This is a genomic window from Nocardioides ginsengisoli, assembly GCF_039537225.1.
In the GTDB taxonomy this organism is placed as follows: Bacteria; Actinomycetota; Actinomycetes; order Propionibacteriales; family Nocardioidaceae; genus Nocardioides; species Nocardioides ginsengisoli.
In genome coordinates this window covers 1-24,843 of record NZ_BAABAC010000049.1, presented here as the reverse complement: position 1 = coordinate 24,843, position 24,843 = coordinate 1, and the positions used below count along the sequence as shown (strand labels likewise).

At 71.0% G+C, this 24,843-nt stretch carries 23 protein-coding genes; 8 read left to right on the top strand and 15 right to left on the bottom strand.

What is annotated here, in order from left to right; all coding sequences use genetic code 11:
• Positions 1–206: 206 nt before the first annotated feature.
• The 3 genes from arc to AB4880_RS23710 all read right to left on the bottom strand — a co-directional run bounded on the left by arc (position 207) and on the right by AB4880_RS23710 (position 4,221).
• Entirely contained in the window at positions 207–1,970 is a 1,764-nt protein-coding gene (arc, locus tag AB4880_RS23720; RefSeq protein WP_379228878.1) for a proteasome ATPase, read from the bottom strand.
• A 138-nt stretch (positions 1,971–2,108) separates the two neighbouring features.
• Positions 2,109–3,059, bottom strand: a complete 951-nt coding sequence (locus AB4880_RS23715) for a tRNA (adenine-N1)-methyltransferase (protein WP_379228892.1) — start codon at positions 3,057–3,059, stop codon at positions 2,109–2,111.
• Positions 3,060–3,084: 25 nt separating this feature from the next.
• Positions 3,085–4,221, bottom strand: coding sequence for a site-2 protease family protein (locus tag AB4880_RS23710; protein ID WP_367921693.1), 1,137 nt, complete (start codon positions 4,219–4,221; stop codon positions 3,085–3,087).
• 74 nt (positions 4,222–4,295) lie between these two features.
• Between AB4880_RS23710 and AB4880_RS23705 the strand changes: the two genes are divergently transcribed.
• Entirely contained in the window at positions 4,296–5,198 is a 903-nt protein-coding gene (locus AB4880_RS23705; protein ID WP_367921692.1) for a RecB family exonuclease, read from the top strand.
• On the opposite strand, the gene AB4880_RS23700 is transcribed toward AB4880_RS23705, so the two are convergent.
• The 4 genes from AB4880_RS23700 to metH all read right to left on the bottom strand — a co-directional run bounded on the left by AB4880_RS23700 (position 5,167) and on the right by metH (position 10,352).
• Positions 5,167–5,826, bottom strand: coding sequence for an HAD family hydrolase (locus tag AB4880_RS23700; RefSeq protein WP_367921691.1), 660 nt, complete (start codon positions 5,824–5,826; stop codon positions 5,167–5,169). The two genes, AB4880_RS23705 and AB4880_RS23700, sit on opposite strands and share 32 nt — an antisense overlap.
• A 17-nt stretch (positions 5,827–5,843) precedes the next feature.
• Positions 5,844–6,413, bottom strand: coding sequence for a dihydrofolate reductase family protein (locus tag AB4880_RS23695; protein ID WP_367921690.1), 570 nt, complete (start codon positions 6,411–6,413; stop codon positions 5,844–5,846).
• 25 nt (positions 6,414–6,438) lie between these two features.
• Complete coding sequence (locus tag AB4880_RS23690; protein WP_367921689.1) at positions 6,439–6,561, bottom strand: hypothetical protein; 123 nt, start codon at positions 6,559–6,561, stop codon at positions 6,439–6,441.
• Positions 6,562–6,644: 83 nt separating this feature from the next.
• A complete protein-coding gene (metH, locus tag AB4880_RS23685) occupies positions 6,645–10,352 on the bottom strand; it encodes a methionine synthase (protein ID WP_379228894.1) in 3,708 nt (1,235 codons plus the stop codon).
• 212 nt (positions 10,353–10,564) lie between these two features.
• Here metH and AB4880_RS23680 point away from each other — a divergent pair, with 212 nt between their 5' ends.
• Positions 10,565–11,410 (top strand): PAC2 family protein, encoded by an 846-nt coding sequence (locus AB4880_RS23680; RefSeq protein WP_379228881.1) that lies wholly within the window; start codon positions 10,565–10,567, stop codon positions 11,408–11,410.
• Positions 11,411–11,625: 215 nt separating this feature from the next.
• On the opposite strand, the gene mshC is transcribed toward AB4880_RS23680, so the two are convergent.
• The 4 genes from mshC to AB4880_RS23660 form a co-directional block, all read right to left on the bottom strand.
• Complete coding sequence (gene mshC / locus AB4880_RS23675) at positions 11,626–12,861, bottom strand: cysteine--1-D-myo-inosityl 2-amino-2-deoxy-alpha-D-glucopyranoside ligase (RefSeq protein WP_367921686.1); 1,236 nt, start codon at positions 12,859–12,861, stop codon at positions 11,626–11,628.
• A gap of 101 nt (positions 12,862–12,962) precedes the next feature.
• Positions 12,963–13,703, bottom strand: coding sequence for an SCO1664 family protein (locus AB4880_RS23670; RefSeq protein ID WP_367921685.1), 741 nt, complete (start codon positions 13,701–13,703; stop codon positions 12,963–12,965).
• A complete protein-coding gene (locus tag AB4880_RS23665; protein WP_367921684.1) occupies positions 13,700–14,254 on the bottom strand; it encodes a DUF3090 family protein in 555 nt (184 codons plus the stop codon). The genes AB4880_RS23670 and AB4880_RS23665 overlap by 4 nt, the downstream gene beginning before the upstream one ends.
• A 10-nt stretch (positions 14,255–14,264) precedes the next feature.
• Complete coding sequence (locus AB4880_RS23660; protein WP_367921683.1) at positions 14,265–14,978, bottom strand: histidine phosphatase family protein; 714 nt, start codon at positions 14,976–14,978, stop codon at positions 14,265–14,267.
• Between the two features lie 126 nt (positions 14,979–15,104).
• Between AB4880_RS23660 and AB4880_RS23655 the strand changes: the two genes are divergently transcribed.
• Complete coding sequence (locus AB4880_RS23655) at positions 15,105–16,334, top strand: glycoside hydrolase family 16 protein (protein WP_367921682.1); 1,230 nt, start codon at positions 15,105–15,107, stop codon at positions 16,332–16,334.
• 35 nt (positions 16,335–16,369) lie between these two features.
• Entirely contained in the window at positions 16,370–17,350 is a 981-nt protein-coding gene (corA, locus tag AB4880_RS23650; RefSeq protein ID WP_367921681.1) for a magnesium/cobalt transporter CorA, read from the top strand.
• 327 nt (positions 17,351–17,677) lie between these two features.
• Here the strand turns inward: corA and AB4880_RS23645 are convergent, their stop codons facing one another.
• Positions 17,678–18,520, bottom strand: coding sequence for an undecaprenyl-diphosphate phosphatase (locus AB4880_RS23645; RefSeq protein WP_367921680.1), 843 nt, complete (start codon positions 18,518–18,520; stop codon positions 17,678–17,680).
• 79 nt (positions 18,521–18,599) lie between these two features.
• Between AB4880_RS23645 and AB4880_RS23640 the strand changes: the two genes are divergently transcribed.
• Together AB4880_RS23640 and AB4880_RS23635 are read left to right on the top strand one after the other, a co-directional pair.
• The gene (locus AB4880_RS23640) at positions 18,600–19,550 is read left to right on the top strand and encodes an aldo/keto reductase (protein ID WP_367921679.1); all 951 of its coding nucleotides are present in this window, start codon (positions 18,600–18,602) and stop codon (positions 19,548–19,550) included.
• On the top strand, positions 19,547–19,780 hold the full coding sequence (locus AB4880_RS23635; protein ID WP_367921678.1) for a DUF5703 family protein: 234 nt from the start codon (positions 19,547–19,549) through the stop codon (positions 19,778–19,780). The genes AB4880_RS23640 and AB4880_RS23635 overlap by 4 nt, the downstream gene beginning before the upstream one ends.
• Before the next feature lie 72 nt (positions 19,781–19,852).
• Here the strand turns inward: AB4880_RS23635 and AB4880_RS23630 are convergent, their stop codons facing one another.
• Entirely contained in the window at positions 19,853–21,193 is a 1,341-nt protein-coding gene (locus tag AB4880_RS23630) for a M20/M25/M40 family metallo-hydrolase (protein ID WP_367921677.1), read from the bottom strand.
• A 40-nt stretch (positions 21,194–21,233) separates the two neighbouring features.
• Here AB4880_RS23630 and AB4880_RS23625 point away from each other — a divergent pair, with 40 nt between their 5' ends.
• Both AB4880_RS23625 and AB4880_RS23620 read left to right on the top strand, forming a co-directional pair.
• A complete protein-coding gene (locus tag AB4880_RS23625) occupies positions 21,234–21,944 on the top strand; it encodes a hypothetical protein (protein ID WP_367921676.1) in 711 nt (236 codons plus the stop codon).
• Between the two features lie 75 nt (positions 21,945–22,019).
• Positions 22,020–22,982: a LysR family transcriptional regulator gene (locus tag AB4880_RS23620; RefSeq protein ID WP_367921675.1), complete on the top strand. Its 963-nt coding sequence runs from the start codon at positions 22,020–22,022 to the stop codon at positions 22,980–22,982.
• Here the strand turns inward: AB4880_RS23620 and AB4880_RS23615 are convergent.
• Together AB4880_RS23615 and AB4880_RS23610 are read right to left on the bottom strand one after the other, a co-directional pair.
• Positions 22,969–23,817: an alpha/beta fold hydrolase gene (locus tag AB4880_RS23615; RefSeq protein WP_367921674.1), complete on the bottom strand. Its 849-nt coding sequence runs from the start codon at positions 23,815–23,817 to the stop codon at positions 22,969–22,971. The two genes, AB4880_RS23620 and AB4880_RS23615, sit on opposite strands and share 14 nt — an antisense overlap.
• A gap of 153 nt (positions 23,818–23,970) precedes the next feature.
• On the bottom strand, positions 23,971–24,759 hold the full coding sequence (locus tag AB4880_RS23610; protein WP_367921673.1) for an ATP-binding cassette domain-containing protein: 789 nt from the start codon (positions 24,757–24,759) through the stop codon (positions 23,971–23,973).
• Positions 24,760–24,843 lie beyond the last annotated feature (84 nt).

Sequence of the window (24,843 nt, the reverse complement as noted above, 5' to 3'; positions counted from 1 at the left end):
CGAGACGCGAACGGGCCCCGCACCCACGGTGGAGTGCGGGGCCCGACGGCGTTGTCAGCTGTTCAGCGACCCTTCGCGACCTTGACGGCGGCGGTGATGCCGAGCGCGACGAGCGCGACGATGACGAGCTTCTTGACCACGGGGGCTCCTCGGAATGATTGTCGTTGGTGGACGGCCCCACCCTAGGTGAGCCGGCCAAGGGCTGGTTACAGATACTGGCCCGTGTCGCTGACCGTGTCGATCGAGCGACCCGGCTCGGTGCCCTGCTTGCCGGTGATGAGCGTGCGGATGAAGACGATCCGCTCGCCCTTCTTGCCGGAGATGCGGGCCCAGTCGTCGGGGTTTGTCGTGTTGGGCAGGTCCTCGTTCTCCTTGAACTCATCGACGCACGCCTGGAGCAGGTGGGAGACGCGCAGGCCCTTCTGGTCGTGCTCGAGGAAGTCCTTGATCGCCATCTTCTTGGCTCGGTCGACGATGTTCTGGATCATCGCGCCCGAGTTGAAGTCCTTGAAGTAGAGGACCTCCTTGTCACCGTTGGCATAGGTGACCTCGAGGAAGCGATTCTCCTCGGTCTCCGAATACATCCGCTCGACCGTGGCCCGGATCATCCCGGCCGTGGCCGCCTTCCGGTCGCCATTGAACTCGGCGAGGTCGTCGGCATGGATCGGGAGGCTCTGGGTGAGGTACTTGCTGAAGATGTCGCGCGCGGACTCGGCGTCCGGGCGCTCGATCTTGATCTTCACGTCGAGCCGGCCCGGGCGCAGGATCGCCGGGTCGATCATGTCCTCGCGGTTGGACGCACCGATGACCAGCACGTTCTCGAGCAGTTCGACGCCGTCGATCTCGCTCAGCAGCTGCGGGACGATCGTGTTCTCGACGTCGGACGACACGCCGGAGCCGCGGGTGCGGAAGAGCGAGTCCATCTCGTCGAAGAACACGATGACCGGCGTACCGGTGCTCGCCTTCTCGCGCGCCCGCTGGAACACCAGCCGGATGTGGCGCTCGGTCTCACCGACGTACTTGTTGAGAAGCTCCGGGCCCTTGATGTTGAGGAAGTACGACTTCCCCTCCTGGCCCGTCTTCGCGGCGACCTTCTTGGCGAGCGAGTTGGCGACCGCCTTCGCGATCAGCGTCTTGCCGCAGCCCGGCGGGCCGTAGAGCAGGATGCCCTTCGGCGGCTTGAGCTCGTGCTCGGCGAACAGCTCGGGATAGAGGTAGGGCAGCTCGACGGCGTCCTGGATCGCCTCGATCTGGTTGCCGAGACCGCCGATCGTCTCGTACGTGATGTCGGGGACCTCCTCGAGGACCAGCTCCTCGACCTCCGACTTCGGGACCTTCTCGTAGACGTAGCCCGCACGGGAGTCGAGCAGCAGCGAGTCGCCCGCGCGCAGCGTCTCGTCGAGCAGCGGCTCCGCGAGGCGGACGACGCGCTCCTCGTCGGCGTTGGCGATGACCAGGACGCGCTCGCGGTCGGCCAGCACCTCCTTGAGCATCACCACCTCGCCGACCGTCTCGTAGTCGAACGCCGCGACCACGTTGAGCGCCTCGTTGAGCATGACCTCCTGCCCGCGGCGCAGCGTGTCGAGATCGACCGACGGACTGACCGTCACCCGCAGCTTGCGCCCGCCGGTGAACACGTCGACCGAGTCGTCCTCATTGCGCTGCAGGAAGGTGCCGAAGCCCGCCGGCGGCTGCGCCAGCCGGTCGACCTCCTCCTTCAGCTTCATGATCTGGTCGCGCGCGTCGCGCAACGTCGTAGCGAGCCGCTCGTTCTGCGCGGTCACCGCGGCGAGTGAGCGCTGCGCATCGGCGAGACGCATCTCCAGGGAACGCGAAGGCCCCCCGGGCGTGTCGACCAGTCGGCGGCGCAGGTCGTGGACCTCGTCCTCGAGGTAGCGCACCTGCTCCTCGAGCTCCTCACGGCTCGGGGAACGGTGGCTTCCCGAAGTGCCTTCTCCCATGCTCGTCATGGCACACCTCCTGGATCGACCCTACTCGGGGACGTGTTACAGGGAAGTGATTAATGCGGTTTGGGACCAAACCGCATGGTTTTGGGGCCAAAACGTTGCGGTTTGGTCCCAAACCGCAACTTCGGGCAGGCCTCCGACTCAGTCGTCAGCCGGCGTCTCCGGCACCCCCGGCGGCCGCGGACCGGTGTAGTCCGGCCCGTACGCGCCCGGCGCCGGACGACGCTTCTTCAACGGCGCCCGCTCCCCCGGAGCCATCCGGCGAGCGGTCACCAAGAACGCGGTGTGCCCGATCATCTTGTGTCCCGGCCGGACGGCGAGTCCCTCGACGTGCCAGTCGCGCACCAGCGACTCCCACGGCGCCGGCTCGGTGAACCCGCCGTGCACCCGCACCGCCTCGACGAACTTCGACAGCTGGGTGGTCGTCGCGACGTAGGCGCACACGATCCCGCCGGGCCGCAGCGCGTCGGCTGCCGCGTCGAGGCAGTCCCACGGCGCGAGCATGTCGAGGATGATCCGGTCGCAGCGCTCACCCGATGCCGGCAGCGCCTCGGCGAGGTCGCCGAGGGTGAGCTGCCAGGCGGGGTGGTCGCCGCCGAAGAACTGGGTGACGTTGCGGCGGGCGACGTCGGCGAACTCCTCGCGCCGCTCGTACGACGACACCCGGCCGTGCGGACCGACCGCGCGCAGCAGCGAGCAGGTGAGGGCGCCGGAGCCGACGCCGGCCTCGACGACGTGGGCGCCGGGGAAGATGTCGGCCATCGCCACGATCTGGGCGGAGTCCTTGGGGTAGACGACGGCGGCGCCGCGCGGCATCGAGACCACGAACTCGGAGAGGAGGGGCCGGAAGACGAGGTACTCGCCGCCGACCGACGAGGTCACGGCGAAGCCCTCCTCGCGCCCGATCAGCTCGTCGTGGTCGAGGTGGCCCTTGTTGGAGAAGAACCGCTTGCCGGGCACCAGCTCGAAGTTGTGCTTGCGGCCCTTGCCGTCGACCAGGCGCACCCACTCGCCGGCGCGCAGGGGGCCGCGGTGGACGCCCGACCAGGCGTCGTTCGGCACGTCAGGAGTCGCTTCGGTCACCGGCGCAATCTACCGGCCGACCAGCCGCGGGCACTCAGCGGGACCCGCGCACGACCTTCAGCACGTCGGCCGTGGCCAGGACGCCGTAGACCTGCCCTTCCGGATCGAGCAGCAGGTACTCCGACGCCGGCGTGCGGCGGATCGCGTCGAGCAGCTCGGCGCCGCTCACCGACAGCGGCAGCTGGAGCCCCGGCTCGATGCTGCGGGTGACGGTGGAGACGGCGACCCACGGCTTCCGCTCGTCCGGTACGGCGCGCGCGGCGGCCTCGTCGACCAGACCGACCGGACGACCGTCGGTGGTGACGGTGACGATGCTCCCCGCCTCGGCCTCCTGGGCGCGACGGATCGCCTCGGCCAGCGGCAGGTCCGACGGTACGGCGAGCGTGCGCCGCGCGAGCCGCAGCGCCTCGATGCCGGCGAACTGACGGGCGAGGCGCGCGACCGCGAGCGACTGGCTGGCGCCGGTCCAGAGGAAGACGGCGACGATCGCGAGCACGAACGGGTTGGCGAACGAGCCGTCCTGCGCGCTCAGCAGCGCCCATGCGGCCACGGCGACCGCGGTCACCCGGCCGCCCCAGGCGGCGATCGTCGTGCCGGTGTGGACCTGGCCGGTCACCGCCCACACGGCCGACTTGAGCACCCGGCCACCGTCGAGCGGCAGGCCCGGGACGAGGTTGAGGACGCCGATCAGCAGGTTGGCGCCCGCGAGTCCCTCGACGACGAGCTGGAGCAGACCACCCGGCACCACGAACCACAGGCCCAGCGCCACCGCGCCGACCGCGAGCGAGCTCAGCGGACCCACCACGGCGATCCAGAACTCCTGCCGCGGTCGCTGCGCCTCCCCCTCGATCGACGTCGCGCCGCCGAGGAAGTGCAGGGTGATCGAGTTGACCTTGAACCCGTAGCGCCGCGCGACCAGCGCGTGCGCCGCCTCGTGGACCAGGACGGCGAGGTAGAGCGCCACCGCGAACGCCAGCCCGACGACGTACTTGAAGCCGCCGAGCCCGGGCTCGACCTGGTCGACGCGCGGCGCCATGACGAGCGCGATCAGCGCGGCGATGAGGAACCAGGACCCGGAGACGAGCACGTCGCTGCCGGCGATCCGGCCGATCCGGAACATGCCTCGGGGCACAGGGGTGCGCTCGGGGCTCTGGGGGGCATGACCGGACACACCTCGAGGCTATCCGGCGACACCTGCTGGACGCTCCCCCGGCCACTGTCGGACCTCTCGCCTAGGGTCGAGCCATGACCACGTCCACCGAGCGCACCGGCGTCGAACCGGCCGACCCGTCCGAGCGCGGCGGTACGCAGGTCGACGGCGTCGAGGTGCTCGGCGCGCTGTCGCCGTCCCGGGTCGGCGACTTCATGTCCTGTCCCCTGCTGTTCCGGCTGCGCACCATCGACCGGCTGCCCGAGCAGCCTTCGCCGGCCGCCGTCCGCGGCACCGTCGTCCACCGCGTCCTCGAGCAGCTCTTCGACCTGCCCGCGGCCGACCGCACGCCGGAGCAGGCCGACACGATGATCGACCCCGCGTGGGCCGAGCTGCAGGAGATCGAGCCCGCGGTCACCGCGATGTTCCCGGCCGACGGCCCCGAGATCGCGGCCTGGCTGGTGTCGTGCCGCGAGACGCTGCGCCGCTACTTCGACCTCGAGGACCCGCGCCGCCTCGAGCCCGCCGACCGCGAGCTGTACGTCGAGACGCTCACCGACGCCAAGCTCCTGCTGCGCGGCGTCATCGACCGGGTCGACGTGGCGCCCGACGGAGCGATCCGCATTGTCGACTACAAGACCGGCAACGCGATCAGCGAGATGTTCGAGGGCAAGGCCCTCTTCCAGCTGAAGTTCTACGCGCTCGTCCTGTGGCGCACCCGCGGCGTGATCCCCAGGCTGCTCCAGATCATCTACCTCGGCAACGGCGAGGTGCTGCGCTACGAGCCCGACGAGCACGACCTGCTCGCCACCGAGCGCAAGGTCCATGCCGTGTGGCAGGCGATCCAGCAGGCGACCGAGCTGCGCGAGTTCCAGTCCCGGCCGGGTCCGCTGTGCCAGTGGTGCTCCCACCAGGCGCTCTGCCCGTCCTACGGCGGCACGCCGCCGGTGTTCCCCGACCCGCAGGTCAGACCAGCGAGCCCAGCTCCGCCGGAGTGACGTCCTCCAGCGAGGTCCGGAACACCCTGCGCGGCCCCTGGTCCACCGGCACGTGGTTCGGTACGACGAGCACCCGGCAGCCGGCCTCCTCCGCGGAGGTGGCGCCGGTCGGCGAGTCCTCGATCGCGATGCACTCGGCCGGCTCGACGCCGAGCGCGGCGGCCGCGGTCAGGTACGCCTCCGGGTGCGGCTTGCCGTTGTCGACCATGTCGCCGGTGACGATCACCCGGAAGGTCTCCGGCGGCAGGTGCTCGAGGATCGGCGCGACCAGCCGCTGGTAGGACATGGTGACCAGCGCGCACGGCACGCCGGCGTCGTGCAGCGCCAGCAGCAGCTCGCGCCCGCCCGGACGCCACGGCACCGCGTGGTGGACCTGCGCGACGACACCGTCGAGGAGCATCTCGACGACCTCCTCGGCCGACTGCGCGAGCCCGAGCTTGGCCTTGATATAGGCGCCCGAGGTGAGCAGGTCGTTTCCGACCAGGGTCATCGCGTCCTCGTGCGTCCAGGTCGCGCCGTGGGCCTCGGCGATCTCGTTCTCGGTCGCCATCCAGTACGGCTCGGTGTCGACCAGGGTCCCGTCCATGTCCCACAGGACGGCGGCGGGCAGTCGGCGTTCACTGGTCACGGCACCAGCCTAGGCACTCACCGGACGCGGCGATGACGCAGGTAGACGACCCCGGAGGAGGAGAACGTCCGGGTCTCGACGAGCTCGAGTCGGCGCCGCTGCTCGTCGCGCGCGAAGAAGGGCGTCCCGCCGCCCACCACGACCGGGAAGACCCGGATCAGGTACTCGTCGATGAGGTCCTGCTCGGCGGCCTGCGCCGCGAGCTCGGCGCCGCCGAGGGCGATGTCGCCCTCCCCCGGCTCGGCCCGCAGTCGGGCGATCTCCTCGGCCAGCGTGCCGGTCGCGAGCCGGGCGGCCGCACCCTCGACCTCGGTGAGGGTCCGCGAGAACACCACCTTGGGCAGCGGGTTCCAGAGTGTCGTCCACTCCCGCTCCATCTCGCTGAGCGCGGGGTCGTCGGCGTGGGTCTCCCAGTAGAGCATCGTCTCGTAGAGCCGGCGCCCGAGCAGGTGGACGCCGACCTCCTGGATCTCGTCCATCGAGTGCGCGAAGACGTCCGGGTCGGGATCGCCCCAGTCGAAGCTGCCGTCGGCGTCCTTGATGAAGCCGTCGAGCGTGACGCCCATCGAGTAGGTCACCTTGCGCATCGCGGACTCCTCACGGCTCCAGGGATCAGTTGCAGGGCGCGCCCTCGCAGCACGGGCGGATGTAGCCGCAGCCGTCGCAGCGCTCGTGCGACGTCTCCCAGCGCATCAGGGTGCTGCAGTTGGGGCAGGGCTCTGTCAGGTCGGCCATCATCCGAGGGTAGGCCGAGACGCACTCGCCCCGCCGCCGACACGTCGGGGCGGGGCGAGCGGTGCGCCTGGGTGGGCGTCGGATCAGTCCTCCGGGTCGTAGCCGAGGTTCGGGGAGAGCCAGCGCTCGGCCTCCGCGACCGTCCAACCCTTGCGCTCGGCGTAGTCGGCGATCTGGTCGCGACCGAGCCGCCCGACGACGAAGTACTGCGCCTCGGGGTGGCTGTAGTAGATGCCGGAGACCGACGCGCCCGGCCACATCGCCATCGACTCGGTGAGCTCGATGCCGGTGGTGGCCTGGACGTCGAGCAGTTCCCAGATGGTGCGCTTCTCGGTGTGGTCGGGGCACGCCGGGTAGCCCGGGGCGGGGCGGATTCCGGTGTACTTCTCGGCGATCAGGTCCTCGTTGGAGAGCTGCTCCTCGGGTACGTGCGCCCAGAACTCGGTGCGCACCCGCTGGTGCAGCCGCTCCGCGAACGCCTCCGCGAGCCGGTCGGCGAGCGCCTCGAGGAGGATCGCCGAGTAGTCGTCGAGGTCCTCCTTGAACGCCGTGATCCGCTCGGTGGTGCCGTGGCCCGCGGTCACCGCGAACGCGCCGACCCAGTCACCGCCGCCGGCGAGGTCGCTGCCGATCGGGGCGACGTAGTCGGCGAGCGACCGGTTGGGCACGCCCTCACGGTGCTGGCCCTGCTGGCGCAGCTGGTGCAGCGTCGCGCGGACGGCGCCCCGCGTGTCGTCCTCGTAGACCACGACGTCCTCGCCGGTGCTGGCCGCGGGGAACAGGCCGTAGACGCCATGGGCCGTCAGCCACTTCTCGGCGACCAGCCGGTCGAGCATCGCCTGCGCGTCCTCGTAGAGCTTGCGCGCGGCCTCACCGTGGGTGGGGCTGTTGAGGATGTCGGGGAACTTGCCCTTCATCTCCCACGCGTTGAAGAACGGCTGCCAGTCGATGTAGTCGCGCAGCTCGGTCAGGTCGTAGTCGGCGAGGACGTGGACGCCGGGCGAGCGCGGCTGCGGCGGGGCGTAGCCGTCCCACGCGATCGGCGACTTGTTGTCCTGGGCGTCGGCGAACGACAGCTGCGGGCGGTCGGACTTCTGGGAGTGCCGGGCGCGCAGCGAGTCGTAGTCGGCCTTGGTCGCCTCGAGCAGAGCCGGGCGCTGGCGATCGTCGAGCAGCGCGGCGGCGGTCGGGACCGAGCGGGAGGCGTCCTTGACCCAGACCACGGGGCCGGAGTACTTGGGGTCGACCTTGACCGCGGTGTGGGCGCGCGAGGTCGTGGCGCCGCCGATGAGGAGCGGGATCTCGAGCCCGAGGCGCTGCATCTCGGTGGCGAAGCCGACCATCTCGTCGAGGCTCGGCGTGATCAGGCCCGACAGTCCGATGATGTCGGCGCCGACCTCCTTGGCCGTGTCGAGGATCTTCTGCGCCGGCACCATCACGCCGAGGTCGATGACCTCGTAGTTGTTGCACGACAGGACGACGCCGACGATGTTCTTGCCGATGTCGTGGACGTCGCCCTTGACCGTGGCCAGGACGATCGTGCCGTTGGTGTCCTTCTGGCTGGCGAGCTCGGGGTTGGCCGCCTTCTCCTCCTCGATGAAGGGGATCAGGTAGGCGACGGCCTTCTTCATCACGCGGGCCGACTTCACGACCTGCGGGAGGAACATCTTGCCGGCGCCGAAGAGGTCACCGACGACGTTCATGCCGTCCATCAGCGGGCCCTCGATGACCTCGATCGGCCGGCCGCCGCGCGCGGCGATCTCCTGACGCAGCTCCTCGGTGTCGGACTCGACGAAGCCGTCGAGACCCTTGACCAGCGCGTGCGTGATCCGCTCGCCGACGGGCAGCGAGCGCCACTCCTCCGCGGCCGCCTCGACCTTCTCGCCGGTGCCGCGGTGGGCCTCGGCGAGCTCGAGCAGCCGCTCGGTGGCGGCCAGCGAGTCGGCGGTGCGGTTGAGGACGACGTCCTCGATCGCGTCGCGCAGCTCGGGGTCGATGGTGTCGTAGGGCACCAGCGCGCCGGCGTTGACGATGCCCATGTCGAGCCCCGCCTCGATGGCGTGGAACAGGAACACCGCGTGGATCGCCTCGCGGACCGGGTTGTTGCCGCGGAAGCTGAAGCTCACGTTGGAGATGCCGCCGGAGACCTTGGCGCCCGGCAGGTTCTGCTTGATCCAGCGGGTCGCCTCGATGAAGTCGAGGCCGTACGTCGCGTGCTCCTCGATGCCGGTCGCCACCGCGAAGACGTTGGGGTCGAAGATGATGTCCTCGGCCGGGAAGCCGACCTTGTCGACGAGCACCCGGTAGGCCCGCTCGCAGATGGCCTTGCGGCGCTCGAGGTTGTCGGCCTGGCCGTCCTCGTCGAACGCCATCACGACCGCGGCGGCGCCGTACTTCTTGCAGAGGTTGGCGTGCTCGATGAACTTAGCCTCGCCCTCCTTCATGGAGATCGAGTTGACGATCGGCTTGCCCTGGACGCAGCGCAGACCGGCCTCGATGACCTCCCACTTGGAGGAGTCGATCATCAGCGGGACGCGGCTGATGTCGGGCTCGCTGGCGATCAGCTTGACGAAGCGGTCCATGGCCGCGACGCCGTCGATCATGCCCTCGTCCATGTTGATGTCGATGACCTGGGCGCCGGCCTCGACCTGCTGCGCGGCGACGGAGAGGGCGGTGTCGTAGTCACCGTCCTTGATCAGGTTGCGGAAGCGCGCCGAGCCGGTGATGTTGGTGCGCTCGCCGACGTTGACGAACAGGCTGTCGTCGGTGATCGTGAACGGCTCGAGGCCCGACAGGCGCATGGCCGGCTCGACGCCGATCGGCTCGCGGACTGCGCGGCCCTCCATCCGGCGGGCGATCTCGGCGATGTGGGCCGGGGTGGTGCCGCAGCAGCCGCCGACGATGTTGAGGAAGCCGGCCTCGGCGAACTCGACCAGCACGGCCGCGGTGTCGCCGGGCGCCTCGTCGTACTCACCGAAGGCGTTGGGCAGGCCGGCGTTGGGGTAGGCCGACACGAACGAGTCGGCGAGCCGGGACAGCTCGGCGACGTAGGGGCGCATCTCCTTGGCGCCGAGCGCGCAGTTGAGGCCGACGGCGAGCGGCCGGGCGTGACGGACCGAGTCCCAGAACGCCTCGGTGACCTGGCCGGACAGGGTGCGGCCGGAGGCGTCGGTGATGGTGCCCGAGATGACGACCGGCCACCGGCGGCCGGCCTCCTCGAAGAGCGTCTCGACCGCGAAGATCGCCGCCTTGGCGTTGAGCGTGTCGAAGATCGTCTCGATGAAGAGCAGGTCGGCGCCGCCGTCGACGAGGCCACGGGTGGCCTCGAGGTAGGCCTCGACGAGCTGCTGGTACGAGACGTTGCGCGCACCCGGGTCGTTGACGTCGGGGCTGATCGAGGCGGTGCGCGTCGTGGGGCCGAGCGCGCCCGCGACGTACCGCGGGCGGCCGGTGGCGGCCGCGACCTCGTCGGCGACCCGGCGCGCCAGGCGCGCGGACTCGAGGTTGAGCTCGTACGACAGCGACTCCATGCCGTAGTCGGCCAGCGAGACCGCGTTGGAGTTGAACGTGTTGGTCTCGATGATGTCGGCGCCCGCGTCGAGGTACTCGCGGTGGATGCCGGCGATGATGTCGGGCTGCGAGATCGAGAGCAGGTCGTTGTTGCCGATCAGGTCGCTCGGCCACTCCTCGCGGCTGGCGAAGCGCTCGCCCCGGTAGCCGGCCTCGTCGGGCCGGTCACGCTGGATGGCAGTCCCCATGGCGCCGTCGAGGATCACGATCCGCTCGCGCATCAGAGCCGTGAGCTCCTCGGTCGCGTCCGGCCGCCAGGCCGCCGCGGCTGCGTCGTGATCTGCGATGTCAGACAATGCCCCATCCTTCCGGTTCGGAAGGCGTCCTTGGTCATCGGCCGAGCGTGGCGGGCGGCCCGTCGCGGGTGGCCCGTTGCAACGCCTCTCGGCTGGTGCAGATCCTACTCGGATCCGGGGACTAGGCTCGGAGAGTGATGGAGATCGAGACGGTCAGCGGGCTGGTCCGCCCGCTGGTCATCGCCGCGTTCGAAGGTTGGAACGACGCCGCCGAGTCCGCGACCGCCGTGGTCGACCACCTGATGAAGGTCTGGAACGCCAAGATCGTGGCCGCGATCGACCCGGAGGACTACTACGACTTCCAGGTCAACCGGCCCACGATCGGCATCGACGAGAACGGCTTCCGCAAGCTCACCTGGCCCAGCACCCACATCGCCGTCGCCTCTCCCCCGGACCTCGACCGCGACGTCATCCTGGTCCGCGGCATCGAGCCGAACATGCGCTGGCGGCAGTTCACCGCAGAGATCCTCGCCGCGCTCGACGAGCTCGGCGGCGAGATGGTCGTGACCCTCGGCGCCCTCCTGTCCGACAGCCCCCACACCCGCCCCATCCCGGTGTCGGGCTCCTCCACCGAGCCGGACCTGCTCGAGCGGCTCTCGCTGGAGCAGTCGACGTACGAGGGGCCCACCGGGATCGTCGGAGTGCTGCAGGACGCCTGCACCCGCATCGACATGCCGGCGGTGTCGTACTGGGCCGCCGTACCGCACTACGTGGCGCAGCCGCCCTGCCCCAAGGCGACGCTGGCTCTCATCACCCGGCTCGAGGACCTCCTGGAGACGCCGATCCCCCTCGGCGACCTGCCCGAGGAGGCACGGGCATGGGAGCGGGGCGTGGACGAGCTGGCCGAGGAGGACGAGGACATCGCGGAGTATGTCCGGTCGCTGGAGGAGTCGCGGGACACCGCCGACCTGCCCGAGGCGTCGGGTGAGGCGATCGCGCGGGAGTTCGAGCGGTATCTCAAGCGACGGGGCGAAGAGGGCTAGACGCCCCACTTGCCTGGACTTGTCGTTGCGGTTTGGTCCCAAACCGCAACATTCGGGGGCCTGGGGTTGCGGTTTGGGACCAAACCGCAGCAATTTCGACCAGCCGTGCGGCCACGTCGAGGCGCCCTCGTGAGCCGAGTTGCCTGAGTCTGTCCGACCTCGGGGATGCGCACGCCCAGCGCCAGCGCCCACGGGCCGCCAGGCGCGCCGAGCGGTTACAGCGCCAGCCCGAGCGCCGCGTCCAGCGCCGGCAGGAGTGTCACCGCCGCCTCCGCGTCGCTGGTGTCCGCCAGCCCGTCCGTGCCGAGGGTCGCGCTGACCCACGCATCGACGGCCGCGACCGCGCGCGGCGCGTCCAGGTCGTCGGCGAGCGCGGCGAGGATCTCGGTGACCACCGGCGCCGCGGGCGCGCCGGCTCCGAGCGCCAGCGCCCGGCGCCAGGCGGCGATGTCGTCGACGGCCTGCCAGAGCTGGGCGTCGGTCCACTCCCAGTCGCCGCGGTAGTGGTGGCGGAGCAGGGCGAGGCGGATCGCCATCGGGTCGATGTCGCTGTTGCGCAGCGCGGAGACGAAGACCAGGTTGCCGAGCGACTTGGACATCTTGTGGCCGTCGTAGGCGACCATCCCGGCGTGCGAGTAGATCTTGGCGAACGCCTCGCCGGTCGCGACCTGCACGTGGCCGGCGCACATCTCGTGGTGCGGGAAGACGAGGTCGCTGCCGCCGCCCTGGACGTCGAACGCGCCGCCGAGGTGCTCGAGGGCGATCGCAGCGCACTCGATGTGCCAGCCGGGACGGCCGCGGCCGAACGGGCTGTCCCAGGCGGGCTCGCCGTCGCGCTCGCCACGCCACACGACGCAGTCGAGCGGGTCCTTCTTGCCGGCGCGGTCGGGGTCGCCGCCGCGCTCGGCGAAGAAACCGAGCATGGTCTCGCGGTCGTAGTTCGACTCCGCACCGAAGGCGGGGTCGGCGGTGACGGAGAAGTAGAGGTCCTGCTCGACGCGGTAGATCGACCCGGCGGCCTCGAGCCGCTGGATCAGGTCGATGACGAGCGGGATCGACTCGACAGCGCCGACGTACTCCACCGGCGGGAGGACGCGCAGCGCCTCCATGTCCTTGCGGAACAGCTCGGTCTCACGCTCGGCGAGCTCGACCCAGTCGACACCCACCTTGTCGGCGCGCTCGAGCAGCGGGTCGTCGACGTCGGTGACGTTCTGGACGTAGCGGACGTCGTGCCCGGCGTTGCGCCAGGCGCGGTTGAGCAGGTCGAACGCGACATAGGTGTTGGCGTGACCGATGTGCGTCGCGTCGTACGGCGTGATGCCGCAGACGTACAGGCGACCGGTGCCGTCGGGCGCGGTCTCGACCTTGCTGCCGGTGGCGGTGTCGTGGAGCACGACCGGGGGTCCGGAGACCGGCGGCGCCGGGAAGGCCGGCGCATTCCAACTACGCATGCGTCGATGTTAGAGGTTTGCGGCCGGCGGCAGCGCGGCGGGAGGTCTCGCCCGGCGAGCATGCACGTGCCGCTGTGCCGGTGACGCGGTCGCCGCGTCGATCAGAACGGGGGCCACGGGATGGCGGGCCAGGCTCCCGAGGGGCTCGGCAGGACGCCCGATCCCAGCAGTCGATCGGTACGACGCTCGAGTGCACGCAGCTCGTGCTCGGCCAGATGCGTGCCCAGCCGCTCGCCGAGCTCGCCCCGGACCGCAGTGCGCACGGCCGTGACGACATCCCTCTCCTCCACCGTCAGTGGCGAGTCGGCCCAGCCCCACAAGACGGTGCGGAGCTTCTGCTCGTGGTGGAAGGAGACGCCGTGGTCGACGCCGTACCGGTGTCCCCCGGCCATCGCGAGGACGTGTCCGCCCTTGCGGTCGGCGTTGTTGATGAGGACGTCGTAGACGGCGAGCCGGCGCAGCGCCGCGGTGTCCTCGTGGATCAGGGTGATGGGGCGGTCGCGGTCGTCGAGTCCGTCCACGACCTCCAGCCAGCCGTCCGGCACCTGGCCCGACGGCACGAGGGTGACCGCGTCGTCGTCGGGGTCGACCTCCTGCCACTCCTGGAGCATCCCGGGGCCGTGCGGGCCCTCGCCCCACCAGGTGGGCGGGACGATATTCCAGCCGGTCGCCTCCGACACCAGGAAGGCGGCGACCTCCCGGTCGGCGAGCGTCCCGTCGGGGAAGTCCCACAGCGGCCGCTCCCCCGCAACCGGCTTGTAGACGACCTCGCGGCCGTCGAGGTCGCCGAGGAAGGTGGCGTTGGACGCCGGCATGATCCGGCCCTTGAGGGTGAGCGTCACGGGTCGCGGCGCTTGAAGCCGTTGGCGCGCACGCAGAGGTGGCCCTCGGGGTCGATCGGCTGGCCGCAGAACGGGCACGGCGGGCGACCCGCGCCCACGACGTGCTCGGCACGCCGGACGAATGCGCGGGCCTGCCCCGGCTCGAGCCGGACCAGGAGCAGCTCGGCGGGGTCCTCGCCGTCCGAGAGCTCGACCGGCTCCTCGCCGACGGGGAACACCTCGACCACGACGCGTTCGTCGTCCGGGTCCCACGACAGGGTCATGGTGCCGGCCCGGAACTCCTCCTCGATCGGCAGCTCGAGCGGCTCGTCGTCGGCCAGGCCGAACGGCGCCATCGCGGGGACGATGCCCCGCGCGCGACCGTCGGCGATGACCTCGTCGAGGAGCTCGTCGATCCGCTCCGCCAGCGCGGCGACCTGCTGCTTCTCGAGGGCGACCGAGACGAGCCGGCTGCCGGCTCGGGCCTGCAGGAAGAAGGTCCGGCTCCCGGGCTCGCCGACGGTGCCGGCGACGAAGCGCTCCGGCGGGTCGAATCCGTGGACGATCGGCATGGTTGTGAGCCTAGTGGGGGCCCGAGCCGCCGCCGACGACAGCACCCTGCGGCTTGGCGCGCCGCCGGCCGGGCTTGGGCGCGAGCCAGGACAGATCACCGGCGTCGGTGTTGCTCGCGAGGACGTACGGGCGGTCCGGCGCATACCGGATCACCGACACCGACGCCGGGTCGACGCTGATCCGCTGGAACAGGTCGAGGTGCATGCCGAGCGCGTCGGCGATGACCGACTTGATGATGTCGCCGTGGCTGACCGCGACCCAGACCGCCTCGGGTCCGTGCTCGGCGGTGATCGCCGCGTCGAGCCGTCGTACGGCGGCCACGGCGCGGTGCTGCATCGCGACCATCGACTCGCCCCCGGGGAACACGGCGGCCGACGGCTGGTGCTGGACCGTCTTCCACAGCGGCTCCTTGAGCAGCTCCTTGATGGGCCGGCCCTGCCACTCGCCGTAGTCGCACTCGGCGAGCGCCTTCTCCGTCGCCGCCTTCACGACCGGATGCCCGGCGTCGCGCTGGCTGTCGCCGAGCGCCTTCGCGGTCTGCCGACAGCGCTCCTGGGGGCTGGTGACGAGCGCCGTGAGCGGGACGGCGGCGATCCGCTCCGCGGCACGCGCGGCCTGCTCCAGACCCCTCTCGTCGAGGCGCACGCCCGGCGTCCGGCCGGCGAGGATCCCGGAGGCGTTGGCCGTCGTACGACCGTGACGGACCAGCAGCAGTGTCGCCATGCGGGCGAGCCTAGTGCCGGTGACCGGTCACGCCCGTGGTTTGTGTCGCGGGTATCTGCGACGATGAATTTCCTCGGAAACTACAACCGCACTCGGGAGCGTGTTGTGAACAATTCAAGACTCTCTTTGGCGACCCGTCGATATGCCGTCGCGCTCGCCGGACTCGTCGTCCTGCTCGGCCTCGGCACGCTCGTTCCGGCCCGCGTGGCGCTCGGCCAGCCCGCCTCGGCCGCCTCGACCACCTCGACCGGCTCGACCGGCTCCGCCGCGACCGCCCGCGCCGTCGGCAAGAAGCCGGTGCTCAGGCCGCCGCGCGTCGTCTCGCCCACCCAGGTCCGCTTGCGAGGGAAGGCCCGGCAGCGGAAGGTCGTCGTCCAGGTCCGCTGGGGGACGTCGTGGCAGAAGGTCACGACCCTCAAGGTGCGCCGCAACGCCTTCACCACGCTGCTCGCCCGCCGGACGCAGACCGGGCAGGTCCGGGTGGCGGCCGGCCGCTACCGGAGCAAGGCCTATCCGATCCCCGCGACGACCGCCGCTGCCCTCGGCGGCTCGCCGAGCGCCGACCGCGCCGAGCCCGCCGACGCCTGCGGTCCGCGCCCGCGCAAGGCCGACGGCTCGTACTGGTCGTGCACCTTCCACGACGACTTCTCCGGCACCGAGCTCGACCGCACCCTCTGGACGCCGCAGACCAACTTCAAGAGCGGCGAGCTCGACCTCAAGTACGCCTGCTACCTCGACGACCCCGACAACATCTCGGTGTCCGGCGGCGCCCTGCACCTGACCCTGCGCAAGGACCGGCGGTTCCGGGTGTGCCTCAAGGACAGCGTGCTGCCGACGCAGTACACCTCGGGGATGGTGTCGACGTATCGCGGTTTCAGCCAGCAGTACGGGCGCTTCGAGGCGCGCTACGCCAATACCGCGGCGACCGTGCCCGGGCTGCAGGAGACCTTCTGGCTGTGGCCCGACGACCGCTACCAGAAGCCGCTCGACCTGTGGCCGGCCGCGGGCGAGATCGACGTCGCCGAGACCTACTCCCAGCACCCGACCCTCGCCATCCCGTTCCTGCACTACACGTGGAACGACAACGGCGGCCCGCGCCCGGGCGTCAACACGGCGTGGGACTGCCAGGCACGGCGCGGCGGCTACACGACGTACACGCTCGAATGGTCGCCGACCCGGATCGCGATCTCCGTCAACGGCAAGCCCTGCTTGGTCAACACGTCGGGCGACAAGGCGTTCCAGAAGAGGTACATCGTGGCGCTGACCATGCTGCTCGGCGCGAGCGGCAACAAGGCGACCGACGCCACGCCGATCCCGGCGACGATGAGCGTCGACTACGTGAGGGTGTGGGAGTGACGTACGCGGTCTGCCGGAATGGGTAGCGTTGGTTCGTGATCGTCGACAGCGCCGTCTACCGCCACGGCGTCCGCGTCCCGGTGGACTGCCACCTGCACGACTACGCCGCGCTGCGGGAGGCGGCGAGCCGCGAGCAGGACTTCGTCTGGGTCGGCCTCTACGAGCCGAGCCACGTCGAGCTCCAGGAGATCGCCGACGCCTTCGGCCTGCATCCGCTCGCCGTCGAGGACGCGGTCGTCGCGCACCAGCGGCCCAAGCTCGAGCAGTACGAGAACAGCCTCTTCCTGGTGCTGAAGACGCTCTGGTACGTCGACGAGGACGACGCCGTCGAGACCGGTGAGATCAACATGTTCATCGGCGAGGACTTCGTGATCACCGTTCGCCACGGCCGCGGCTCCTCGCTCAGCGACGCGCGACACGAGCTCGAGCAGCAGCAGTCGGTGCTCGACCACGGACCGTCCGCCGTCGTGTACGCCGTGTGCGACGCGGTCGTCGACGGCTACACCTCCGTCGTCGCCGAGCTGCAGATCGACGTCGACGAGGTCGAGACGTCCGTGTTCTCCGACCGCCGTACCAACGACGCGGGGCGGATCTACATCCTCAAGCGCGAGCTGTCCGAGGTCCGCCGCGCCGTCCACCCCCTGCGCGAGCCGATGCGCCGCTTCGCCACCGCCGCCGTCACCCACATCGAGCCCGAGGCCGGCCCCTTCTTCCGCGACGTCTCCGACCACCTCGCCCAGGCGTCGGAGGAGCTGGAAGTCCTCGACGGACTGCTCTCGAGCGCGTTCGACGCACACCTGTCGCGAGTCGCGGTCCAACAGAACGACGACATGCGCAAGATCTCGGCGGGCGCGGCGCTGGTCGTGGTGCCGACGCTGATCGCGGGCGTCTACGGCATGAACTTCACGCACATGCCGGAGCTGGACTGGACCTTCGGCTATCCGTTCGCGATCGTGCTGATGCTGTCGTCGGTCGCCGGGTTGTGGGTGTTCTTCAAGAAGTCGGGGTGGTTCTGAGGGGCGAAAAGACGTTGTGGTTTGGTCCCAAACCGCAACGTTCTGGGTCGGAAACGTGCAGTTTCCGGCCAATCGACAGCCTTTCTACCTCCACCCGATCCAGGCTTCTCTGGTGTCACCCGAGCTGCGCGGTCAGACGTCGCCACAGGACCGCGTTGGCATACCAAACGGTGCCGCAGGGCGGGCGAGACCGCACTTGCCGGCGCTATCCGCCCGGCCCCATTCAGTCTGAGCGAACGACCACCGCGCCTCCCAATTGCGGTTTGGGACCAAACCGCAGCGATCTGACCCCGCAACCTGCGGTCTCTGCCCAATCGACGCCCCGCGTCAGGCCGCCAGCACCCCGTTGGCCAGCAGCACCAGCACCGCGGCGCCCAGCACCACTCGGTACACCACGAAGGGCGTGTACGACTTCGTCGTGACCCATTTCAGCAGCCACGCGATCGCCGCGTAGCCGACCACGAACGACACGATCGTCGCCACGATCGTCGGCCCCCAGCCGTAGTTGGCCTCGCCGGCGTGCGCGGTGCCGACGTTCGAGATCTCCTTGAGCTCGAACACACCGGCGCCGACGACGGCGGGGATGGCGAGGAGGAAGGCGAAGCGGGTGGCGGCCTCGCGCTCGTAGCCGAGGAAGCGGCCCATCGACAGCGTGGCGCCGGAGCGGGAGACGCCGGGGACCAGGGCGAGGGCCTGGGCGCCGCCCATCAGGGCCGCGTCGCGCAGGGTCATCTGCCGGATGGCGCGCTCGTTGCGGCCGACGCGGTCGGCGAGGCCGAGGATCAGGCCGAGGACGATCAGGGTGCAGCCGATGATCCACAGGTTGCGGAAGTCGCGCTCGATGATGTCCTTGAGCAGGACGCCGAGGATCACGATCGGCAGTGAGCCGACGATGATGTACCAGCCCATCCGTGCGTCGACCGAGCCGCGGTACTCCGGCTTGAACAGCGACAGCACCCACGCCCGCGCGATCCGCCAGATGTCCTTGCGGAAGTAGACGAGCACCGCGAGCTCCGTCCCGATCTGGATCACCGCCGTGAACGCGGCGCCCGGGTCGCCCCAGCCGAAGAGCTCGGGGAAGATCCGCAGGTGCGCGCTGCTGGAGATCGGGAGGAACTCGGTCAGGCCCTGGAGCACGCCGAGGAACACTGCCTGGAGGAAGTCGACCACGAGCGGACATCCTAGGGACTGACCGCGCGGCGGTGTGGCGGCGCACCGGGCGCACCACGGGCCGGATACCTTGTGCCTCATGCAGCAGCGGTACGTCGGCGCCAGCGGCCTCCGGGTGTCGCGCCTCGCCCTCGGCACGATGACGTGGGGCAAGGACACCGACGAGCACGAGGCCCGTGACCAGCTCACCGCCTTCGTCGAGGCCGGCGGTACGACGATCGACACGGCGGCCGGATACACCGACGGCCGCTCGGAGGAGCTCATCGGCTCCCTCCTCGGCGACGTCGTACGGCGCGACGAGGTCGTGCTCGCCACCAAGGCGGGGATCTGGCGGCGCGGGTCCGAGCGGCTCGTCGACACCGCCCGCGGCGCCCTGCTCCGCGGTCTCGACACGTCCCTCAAGCGGCTCGGCACCGACCACGTCGACCTGTGGCAGGTCCACATCTGGAGCGACGACGTCCCCCTCGAGGAGACGCTCGGCGCCCTCGACCACGCGGTGACCAGCGGCCGCGCGACGTACGTCGGGATCTCCAACTTCAACGGCTGGCAGACCGCCCGCGCGGTCACCCTGCAGGAGACCGCCGGGCGGGCGCGGATCGCGTCGACCCAGATGGAGTACTCCCTGGTCAACCGCCGGATCGAGCGCGAGGTGCTGCCGGCTGCCGAGGCGCTCGGCCTCGGCGTCTTCCCGTGGTCGCCGCTGGGCCGGGGCGTGCTGACCGGCAAGTACCGCACCGGCACGCCCTCTGACTCGCGCGCCGCCTCGCCCGTCTTCGCCGGCTTCGTCGAGGCCTACCTCGACGACCATAGCCGCGGCATCGTCGAGGCCGTCGCCCGCGCCGCCGACGGGCTCGGCTGGACGCCGCTCGAGGTCGCGCTCGTCTGGGTCCGCGACTCTCCCGGCATCACCGCCCCCGTCGTCGGCGCCCGTACGGCGGCCCAGCTCGGCGTCGCGCTCGGCGCCGAGGCCAAGGTGCTGCCCCCCGAGATCAGGGCCGCGCTCGACGACGTGTCGGGAGGAGCCGCATGAGCCGCTCGCTGCTCCGCCCCGGCGTGATGCGCGGCCTCGGCCGCGGGGTGGAGTGGGAGTTCGAGCGAGTCACCTTCGAGCGGGACTTCTCCCGCAACGCGGTCACCCGGCTGCTCATCGAGCGCGCCGAGCACGGCGGCTGGGAGCTCGACCGGGTCCAGATCGGGCCCGACGGCAAGCGGCGCGTGGTGCTCCGGCGCAAGATCATCCGGGCGGTCCGGACCGCCTGAAAATTGCGGTTTGGGACCAAACCGCAACATTTCGGGCTCAAAACCCTGCGGTTTGGTCCCAAACCGCAGATTTCAGGCCTGGTCCAAGAACCGGTCCATCACCCGCGCCCCGAACTCCAGCGCGTCCACCGGCACCCGCTCGTCCACCCCGTGGAACAGCGCCGTGAAGTCCAGGTCGTCGGGCAGGCGCAGCGGCGCGAAGCCGTAGGAGCGCATGCCGAGCTTGGCGAAGTGCTTGGCGTCGGTGCCGCCGCTCATCAGGTACGGCGCGACCAGCGCGTCCGGGTCCTCCGCGATCAGGCTGCGGGTCATCGCGTCGACGAGCGCGCCGTCGTACGGCGTCTCCCAGGGCGCCTGGCGCGACACGAAGTCGATGTCGACGCCCTCACCGGTGAGCTCGGCGAGGGTGGCGAAGAACTCGTCCTCGAAGCCCGGCAGGAAGCGGCCGTCGATGTGGGCGGTGGCGTCGGTGGGGATGACGTTGACCTTGTAGCCGGCGTCGAGCATGGTCGGGTTGGCGGAGTTGCGGAGCACGGCGCCGAGCATCCGGGCGGCACCGCCGAACTCCTCGACGAGCGTCGGCGCGTTCTCCGGGTTGGCCTCGACGCCGGCGAGCTCGCCGACGGCGGCGAGCAGGGTCCGCATGGTGGGGGTGAGGCGGACCGGCCAGTCGTAGGCGCCGATCCGGGCGACCGCGGACGCGAGCCGGGTGACGGCGTTGTCGTCGTTGAGCATCGAGCCGTGGCCGGCGCGGCCGCGGGCGCTGAGCCGCATCCAGGCCATGCCCTTCTCGGCGGCCTCGATCAGGTAGAGCCGGCGGCCGCGGACCGTCGTGCTGAAGCCACCGACCTCGCCGACCGCCTCGGTGCAGCCCTCGAACCACTCCGCGTGGTTCTCGACGAGCAGCTGCGCACCGTCGTGGCCGCCCGCCTCCTCGTCGGCGGTGAAGCAGAGCACCACCTCGCGCTCGGGCGCCCGGCCGGCGCGCTGGCGGGCGCGGACGACGGACAGCAGCATCGCGTCGAAGTCCTTCATGTCGACCGCGCCGCGGCCCCACACGTAGCCGTCCTGGACCTCGCCGCTGAACGGGTGGACGCGCCAGTCCTCCGCCGCCGCCGGTACGACGTCCAGGTGGCCGTGCAGCAGCAGCGCACCCCGCTCGGCCGCACCCGACCCCGAACCGCTCGAGCCGCCGGAGCCTCCCCACCGCGCGACCACGTTCGCCCGCCCCGGCTTGGTCTCGATCACCTCGGCGGCGATGCCGACCTCGTCGAGCAGGCCGGCGACGTGCTCGGCGGCCTTGCGCTCGCCCGGGCCCTCGCCGTTGCCGTAGTTGGAGGTGTCGATCCGGATCAGGTCGCGGCAGAGGTCGACGACCTCGGCGGCGACGTCGGGGGTGCTGGAGTCCACCATGTCGTCATCGTGCCATGGCCATGATCTAGCGTTCCCTCGCGTGGCACCTCGCACGTGGCGGCAGTACTCCCCCGACCCCGAGCCGAAGGGCGAGAACCCCGCGTACGACGCTCCGCCGGCCGAGCTGCCGCACGTGCGGACCGTGGCGGAGCGGACGATCCGGCGTCGTCCCGCCTCGCCGCGCTCGGCGCTGATCGCCCTCGTCGCAGCCGCCGCCGTGGCGGGCTTCTTCACCCTCCTCAACGGCCGCGGTGACGACGCCGACACCCCACCGACCGGGCCGCGGATCACGGTCTCGCCCCAGGTGAGACCGCAGCAGAAGGACGACTTCGCCACGCTCCTCGACGACATCGCGGAGTCCAACGGGGGCAGCACGATCGTCACGTCCGCCGCACTGAACGACGCCTACGCCGAGGTCACCGTCCCCGACCACGGCCCCGGTGACGAGCGCGCCGTCCGCTACCACTGGAACGCCCGGGGCCTCTCCGGCGCCACTAGGACGACCACCAGCTACCGGCCGTTCGACCTTGCCACCTACCGCGACGTGATCACCGAGGACCTCTGCGCGCAGGCACGGGCGCTCCTCGACCGGCCGCGGAGCTGCTACCTGCTCATCGAGGAGACCGACGCCGACGAGCCCGGACCCGTCGGCATCACCGCCTGGGCCGGCAACGACTACGACCAGACGGCCCGGATCGAGTTCGACCACCGCGGTCGCGTCCTCGAGCGGAGCGGCCCGAACGCCCGCTAGCATCGGGATTCCCCCGGTCCCGCCTTGCGGATCCCCCCACCGTGACGGGCGCCCGGCCGACGCGACGGAGCCCGCGTGCCCACGATCGACCCCCGACGACTCCTCGTCCTGCGTGCCTTCGTGCTGTCCGACTCGGTCACCGCGACGGCGGCGGCGCTGCACCTCACGCCGTCCGCGGTGTCGCAGCAGCTCGCGGCGCTGGAGCGGGAGGTCGGGCACGCGCTCGTCGTCCGTACCGGGCGCAAGCTGGCGCTCACGCCCGCGGGCCGGATCCTCGCCGACCACGCCGAGGAGATCAGCTCGCGCCTCAAGATGGCCGAGGCCGATCTCGCCGCGCACGCGGGCGGGGTCCTGGGGCAGCTGCGGATCGGTGCCTTCCCGACGGCCATCAACTGGGTCGTGGCGCCCGCGATCGTCGAGCTGCGCCGGCAGGCGCCGGGCGTCGACGTGACGGTGGTCGACGCCGAGGCGCACATGAGCCACCGGATGCTGATGCGCGGCGACATCGACGTCACGGTCAGCCTCGAGTACGAGTCCGACCCCGAGCGCGACTCCCCCGACATCGCCAAGTTCCCGCTCTACATCGAGCGGTTCAAGGCGGTGCTGCCCCACGGACACCCGCTCGCGGGCGAGGACGGCATCGAGCTCACCCAGCTCACCGCGGACGGCTGGATCATGCCGTCGCCCGGAAACCCGTGCCGCACCATGGTGCTCCAGGCCTGCGCGGAGGTCGGCTTCCACCCGCCGATCACCCACGTCTCCGACGACTACCGGGCGGCGTTGGCGCTGGTCGCCGCCGGCGCGGGGATCTGCCTGGTGCCGGAGTCGGCGCTGTCGGCGCGGGACGCCGACTGGGTGACCGTGCTGCCCACGCGGGGCATCGCCCCGCTGCGCAAGGTCATCATGACGACGCGGCGCGACAACCAGGGGCATCCCGTCGTGCGCGCCGGCCTGGAGGCGATGCGGGCCGCGCTCGCCGCGCCGGACGCGGAGATCTACGGCCCGCTCGCGCGGTCCGACACGTTCAGCGTCGAGTGACCACCGTCGGCGCGTTCTCGCGCAGGAAGGCGTCGACGTGCCGGTGGTACTCCTCCGGCCGATCACGGCGCACACAGTGGTGCGCGCCCTCAATGACGACCACGTCGAACCCGGGCGCGACCGCGGTGAGCCGCTCACGCGAGTGCTTGTCGACGATGACGTCGCCGGTGCCGGTCACGAGCAGCGCCGGTACGCCGGCCGGGCCGACCGTGATCTGGCGCGCGGTCGGCGTCCAGATCCGGCGCTTCTCGTGCAGCCGCTGCTCCATGTAGTCGGTGTCGACGGCCTTCATCGCCTCGGCCAGGGGCCGCAGCTCCTGCTCGGGCCAGTGCGGCTTGAGCTCGCGCTGCAGGTCGACCAGCTCGTCGACCGTCAGGACGTCGACCTCGTCGAAGGGATCGCGCTCCCGCTGGTCGGCGGGCACGCTCAGCCACGGGTTGGGCCCGGCCTCGGGCACCCACCACGGCGGGTCCTCCAGGATCACGCCGGCGACCAGGTGCGGCGCGTCGGCCGCGACGAAGGCGGCGATCCGCGCGCCCATCGAGTGCCCGACCACGAGCGTCTTGCGCCCGGTCGCATCGAGCAGGTCGCCGAGGATGTCGATCGCGTCCTGCACCATCACGTCGGTCGACGGGACACCCACGTGCTCGGGCTGCCGCCCCGGCGAGCGGCCGTGGCCGCGCGCGTCGGGAGCGACGATGTGGAAGTCACCGCCCCAGCGGTCGACGGCGTCGCCGAAGCAGGCGCCGGACTCGACGGCGCCGTGCAGGATCAGGACGGCGGGCGCATCGGCGGCATCCCGGCCGAAGTGGCGGACGAACAGGTCGGTTCCCACAGGTCTTCTCTCTATCGGTGAGTCACGGTCAGATGGTGGCAGACCGGACGACGTTCCGCAGCGCGCCGTCTCGGGCCACGGATCGGCTCCGGTCGGATCAGTCAGGTCGGTCAGGTCGGTCAGGTCGGTCAGGTCGGTCAGGACGTCAAGTCGTCAGGTGGGCAGCTCGGCCTCGGGCGTCGCGGCGACGAGCGCCTGCGTGCACGGGTGCTGCGGCGAGCGGAAGATCTCCTCGGACGGGCCGGTCTCGACGATCCGGCCGCGCTGCATGACCGCGACCCGGTCGCTGTAGAGCCGGATCACTGCCAGGTCGTGGCTGACGTGCAGAAACGAGATCCCGTGGTCGCGCTGCAGATCCGCGAGCAGGTTGAGGATCTGGGCGCGGACCGACACGTCGAGCGCCGAGGTGGGCTCGTCGGCGATGATCAGGTCCGGCTTCAGCGCGAGCGCCCGCGCCACGGCGACCCGCTGCAGCTGACCGCCGGACGCCTCGTGCGGGTAGCGCCCGAGGTAGTCGGGGCCGAGGCCCACCGACGCGAGGAGCTCGACCAGCTCGGACGTCGACGTCGTCTCACCGTGCGCGCGCAAGACGTTCTCCAGCGTCTGGCGCACGGTCTGGCGCGGGTTGAGCGACGCGAGCGGGTCCTGGAAGACCATCGCGACCCGGCGCCGGAGCCGACGCAGGCCACGGCGCCCGAGCGCGGCGACGTCGTCACCGTCGGTGCGGACCGTGCCGGACGTCGGCACGACCAGGCCGTTGACCATCCGGGCGAGCGTCGACTTCCCGGACCCCGACTCGCCGACCAGGCCGACGGCCTCCCCGCGCCCGACCGTCAACGAGACGCCGTCGACCGCGAGGAGGCCCGCACCACGGCGGCCGAAGCCGCCCGGGGTGCGGAACCGCTTGCTGACGTCGGTCATCTCGACGATCGGCGTGCTCACTGGATTACCTTCCTCACGTCGGCAGGAACAACTGACCTGCTGATGCACCCCTGGTCCCCACCGGACCACCGCCAACGTTGCTCG

Excerpts from the sequence above, each read along its gene's own strand:
- AB4880_RS23640 (WP_367921679.1), top strand. The coding sequence starts at position 18,600 with ATGCAGCAGCGGTACGTCGGCGCCAGCGGCCTCCGGGTGTCGCGCCTC.
- AB4880_RS23630 (WP_367921677.1), bottom strand. The coding sequence starts at position 21,193 with ATGGTGGACTCCAGCACCCCCGACGTCGCCGCCGAGGTCGTCGACCTC.
- mshC (WP_367921686.1), bottom strand. The coding sequence starts at position 12,861 with ATGCGTAGTTGGAATGCGCCGGCCTTCCCGGCGCCGCCGGTCTCCGGA.
- metH (WP_379228894.1), bottom strand. The coding sequence starts at position 10,352 with ATGCGCGAGCGGATCGTGATCCTCGACGGCGCCATGGGGACTGCCATC.
- AB4880_RS23635 (WP_367921678.1), top strand. The coding sequence starts at position 19,547 with ATGAGCCGCTCGCTGCTCCGCCCCGGCGTGATGCGCGGCCTCGGCCGC.
- AB4880_RS23690 (WP_367921689.1), bottom strand. The coding sequence starts at position 6,561 with ATGGCCGACCTGACAGAGCCCTGCCCCAACTGCAGCACCCTGATGCGC.
- AB4880_RS23695 (WP_367921690.1), bottom strand. The coding sequence starts at position 6,413 with ATGCGCAAGGTGACCTACTCGATGGGCGTCACGCTCGACGGCTTCATC.
- AB4880_RS23660 (WP_367921683.1), bottom strand. The coding sequence starts at position 14,978 with ATGGCGACACTGCTGCTGGTCCGTCACGGTCGTACGACGGCCAACGCC.
- AB4880_RS23665 (WP_367921684.1), bottom strand. The coding sequence starts at position 14,254 with ATGCCGATCGTCCACGGATTCGACCCGCCGGAGCGCTTCGTCGCCGGC.
- arc (WP_379228878.1), bottom strand. The coding sequence starts at position 1,970 with ATGACGAGCATGGGAGAAGGCACTTCGGGAAGCCACCGTTCCCCGAGC.
- AB4880_RS23680 (WP_379228881.1), top strand. The coding sequence starts at position 10,565 with ATGGAGATCGAGACGGTCAGCGGGCTGGTCCGCCCGCTGGTCATCGCC.
- AB4880_RS23705 (WP_367921692.1), top strand. The coding sequence starts at position 4,296 with ATGACCACGTCCACCGAGCGCACCGGCGTCGAACCGGCCGACCCGTCC.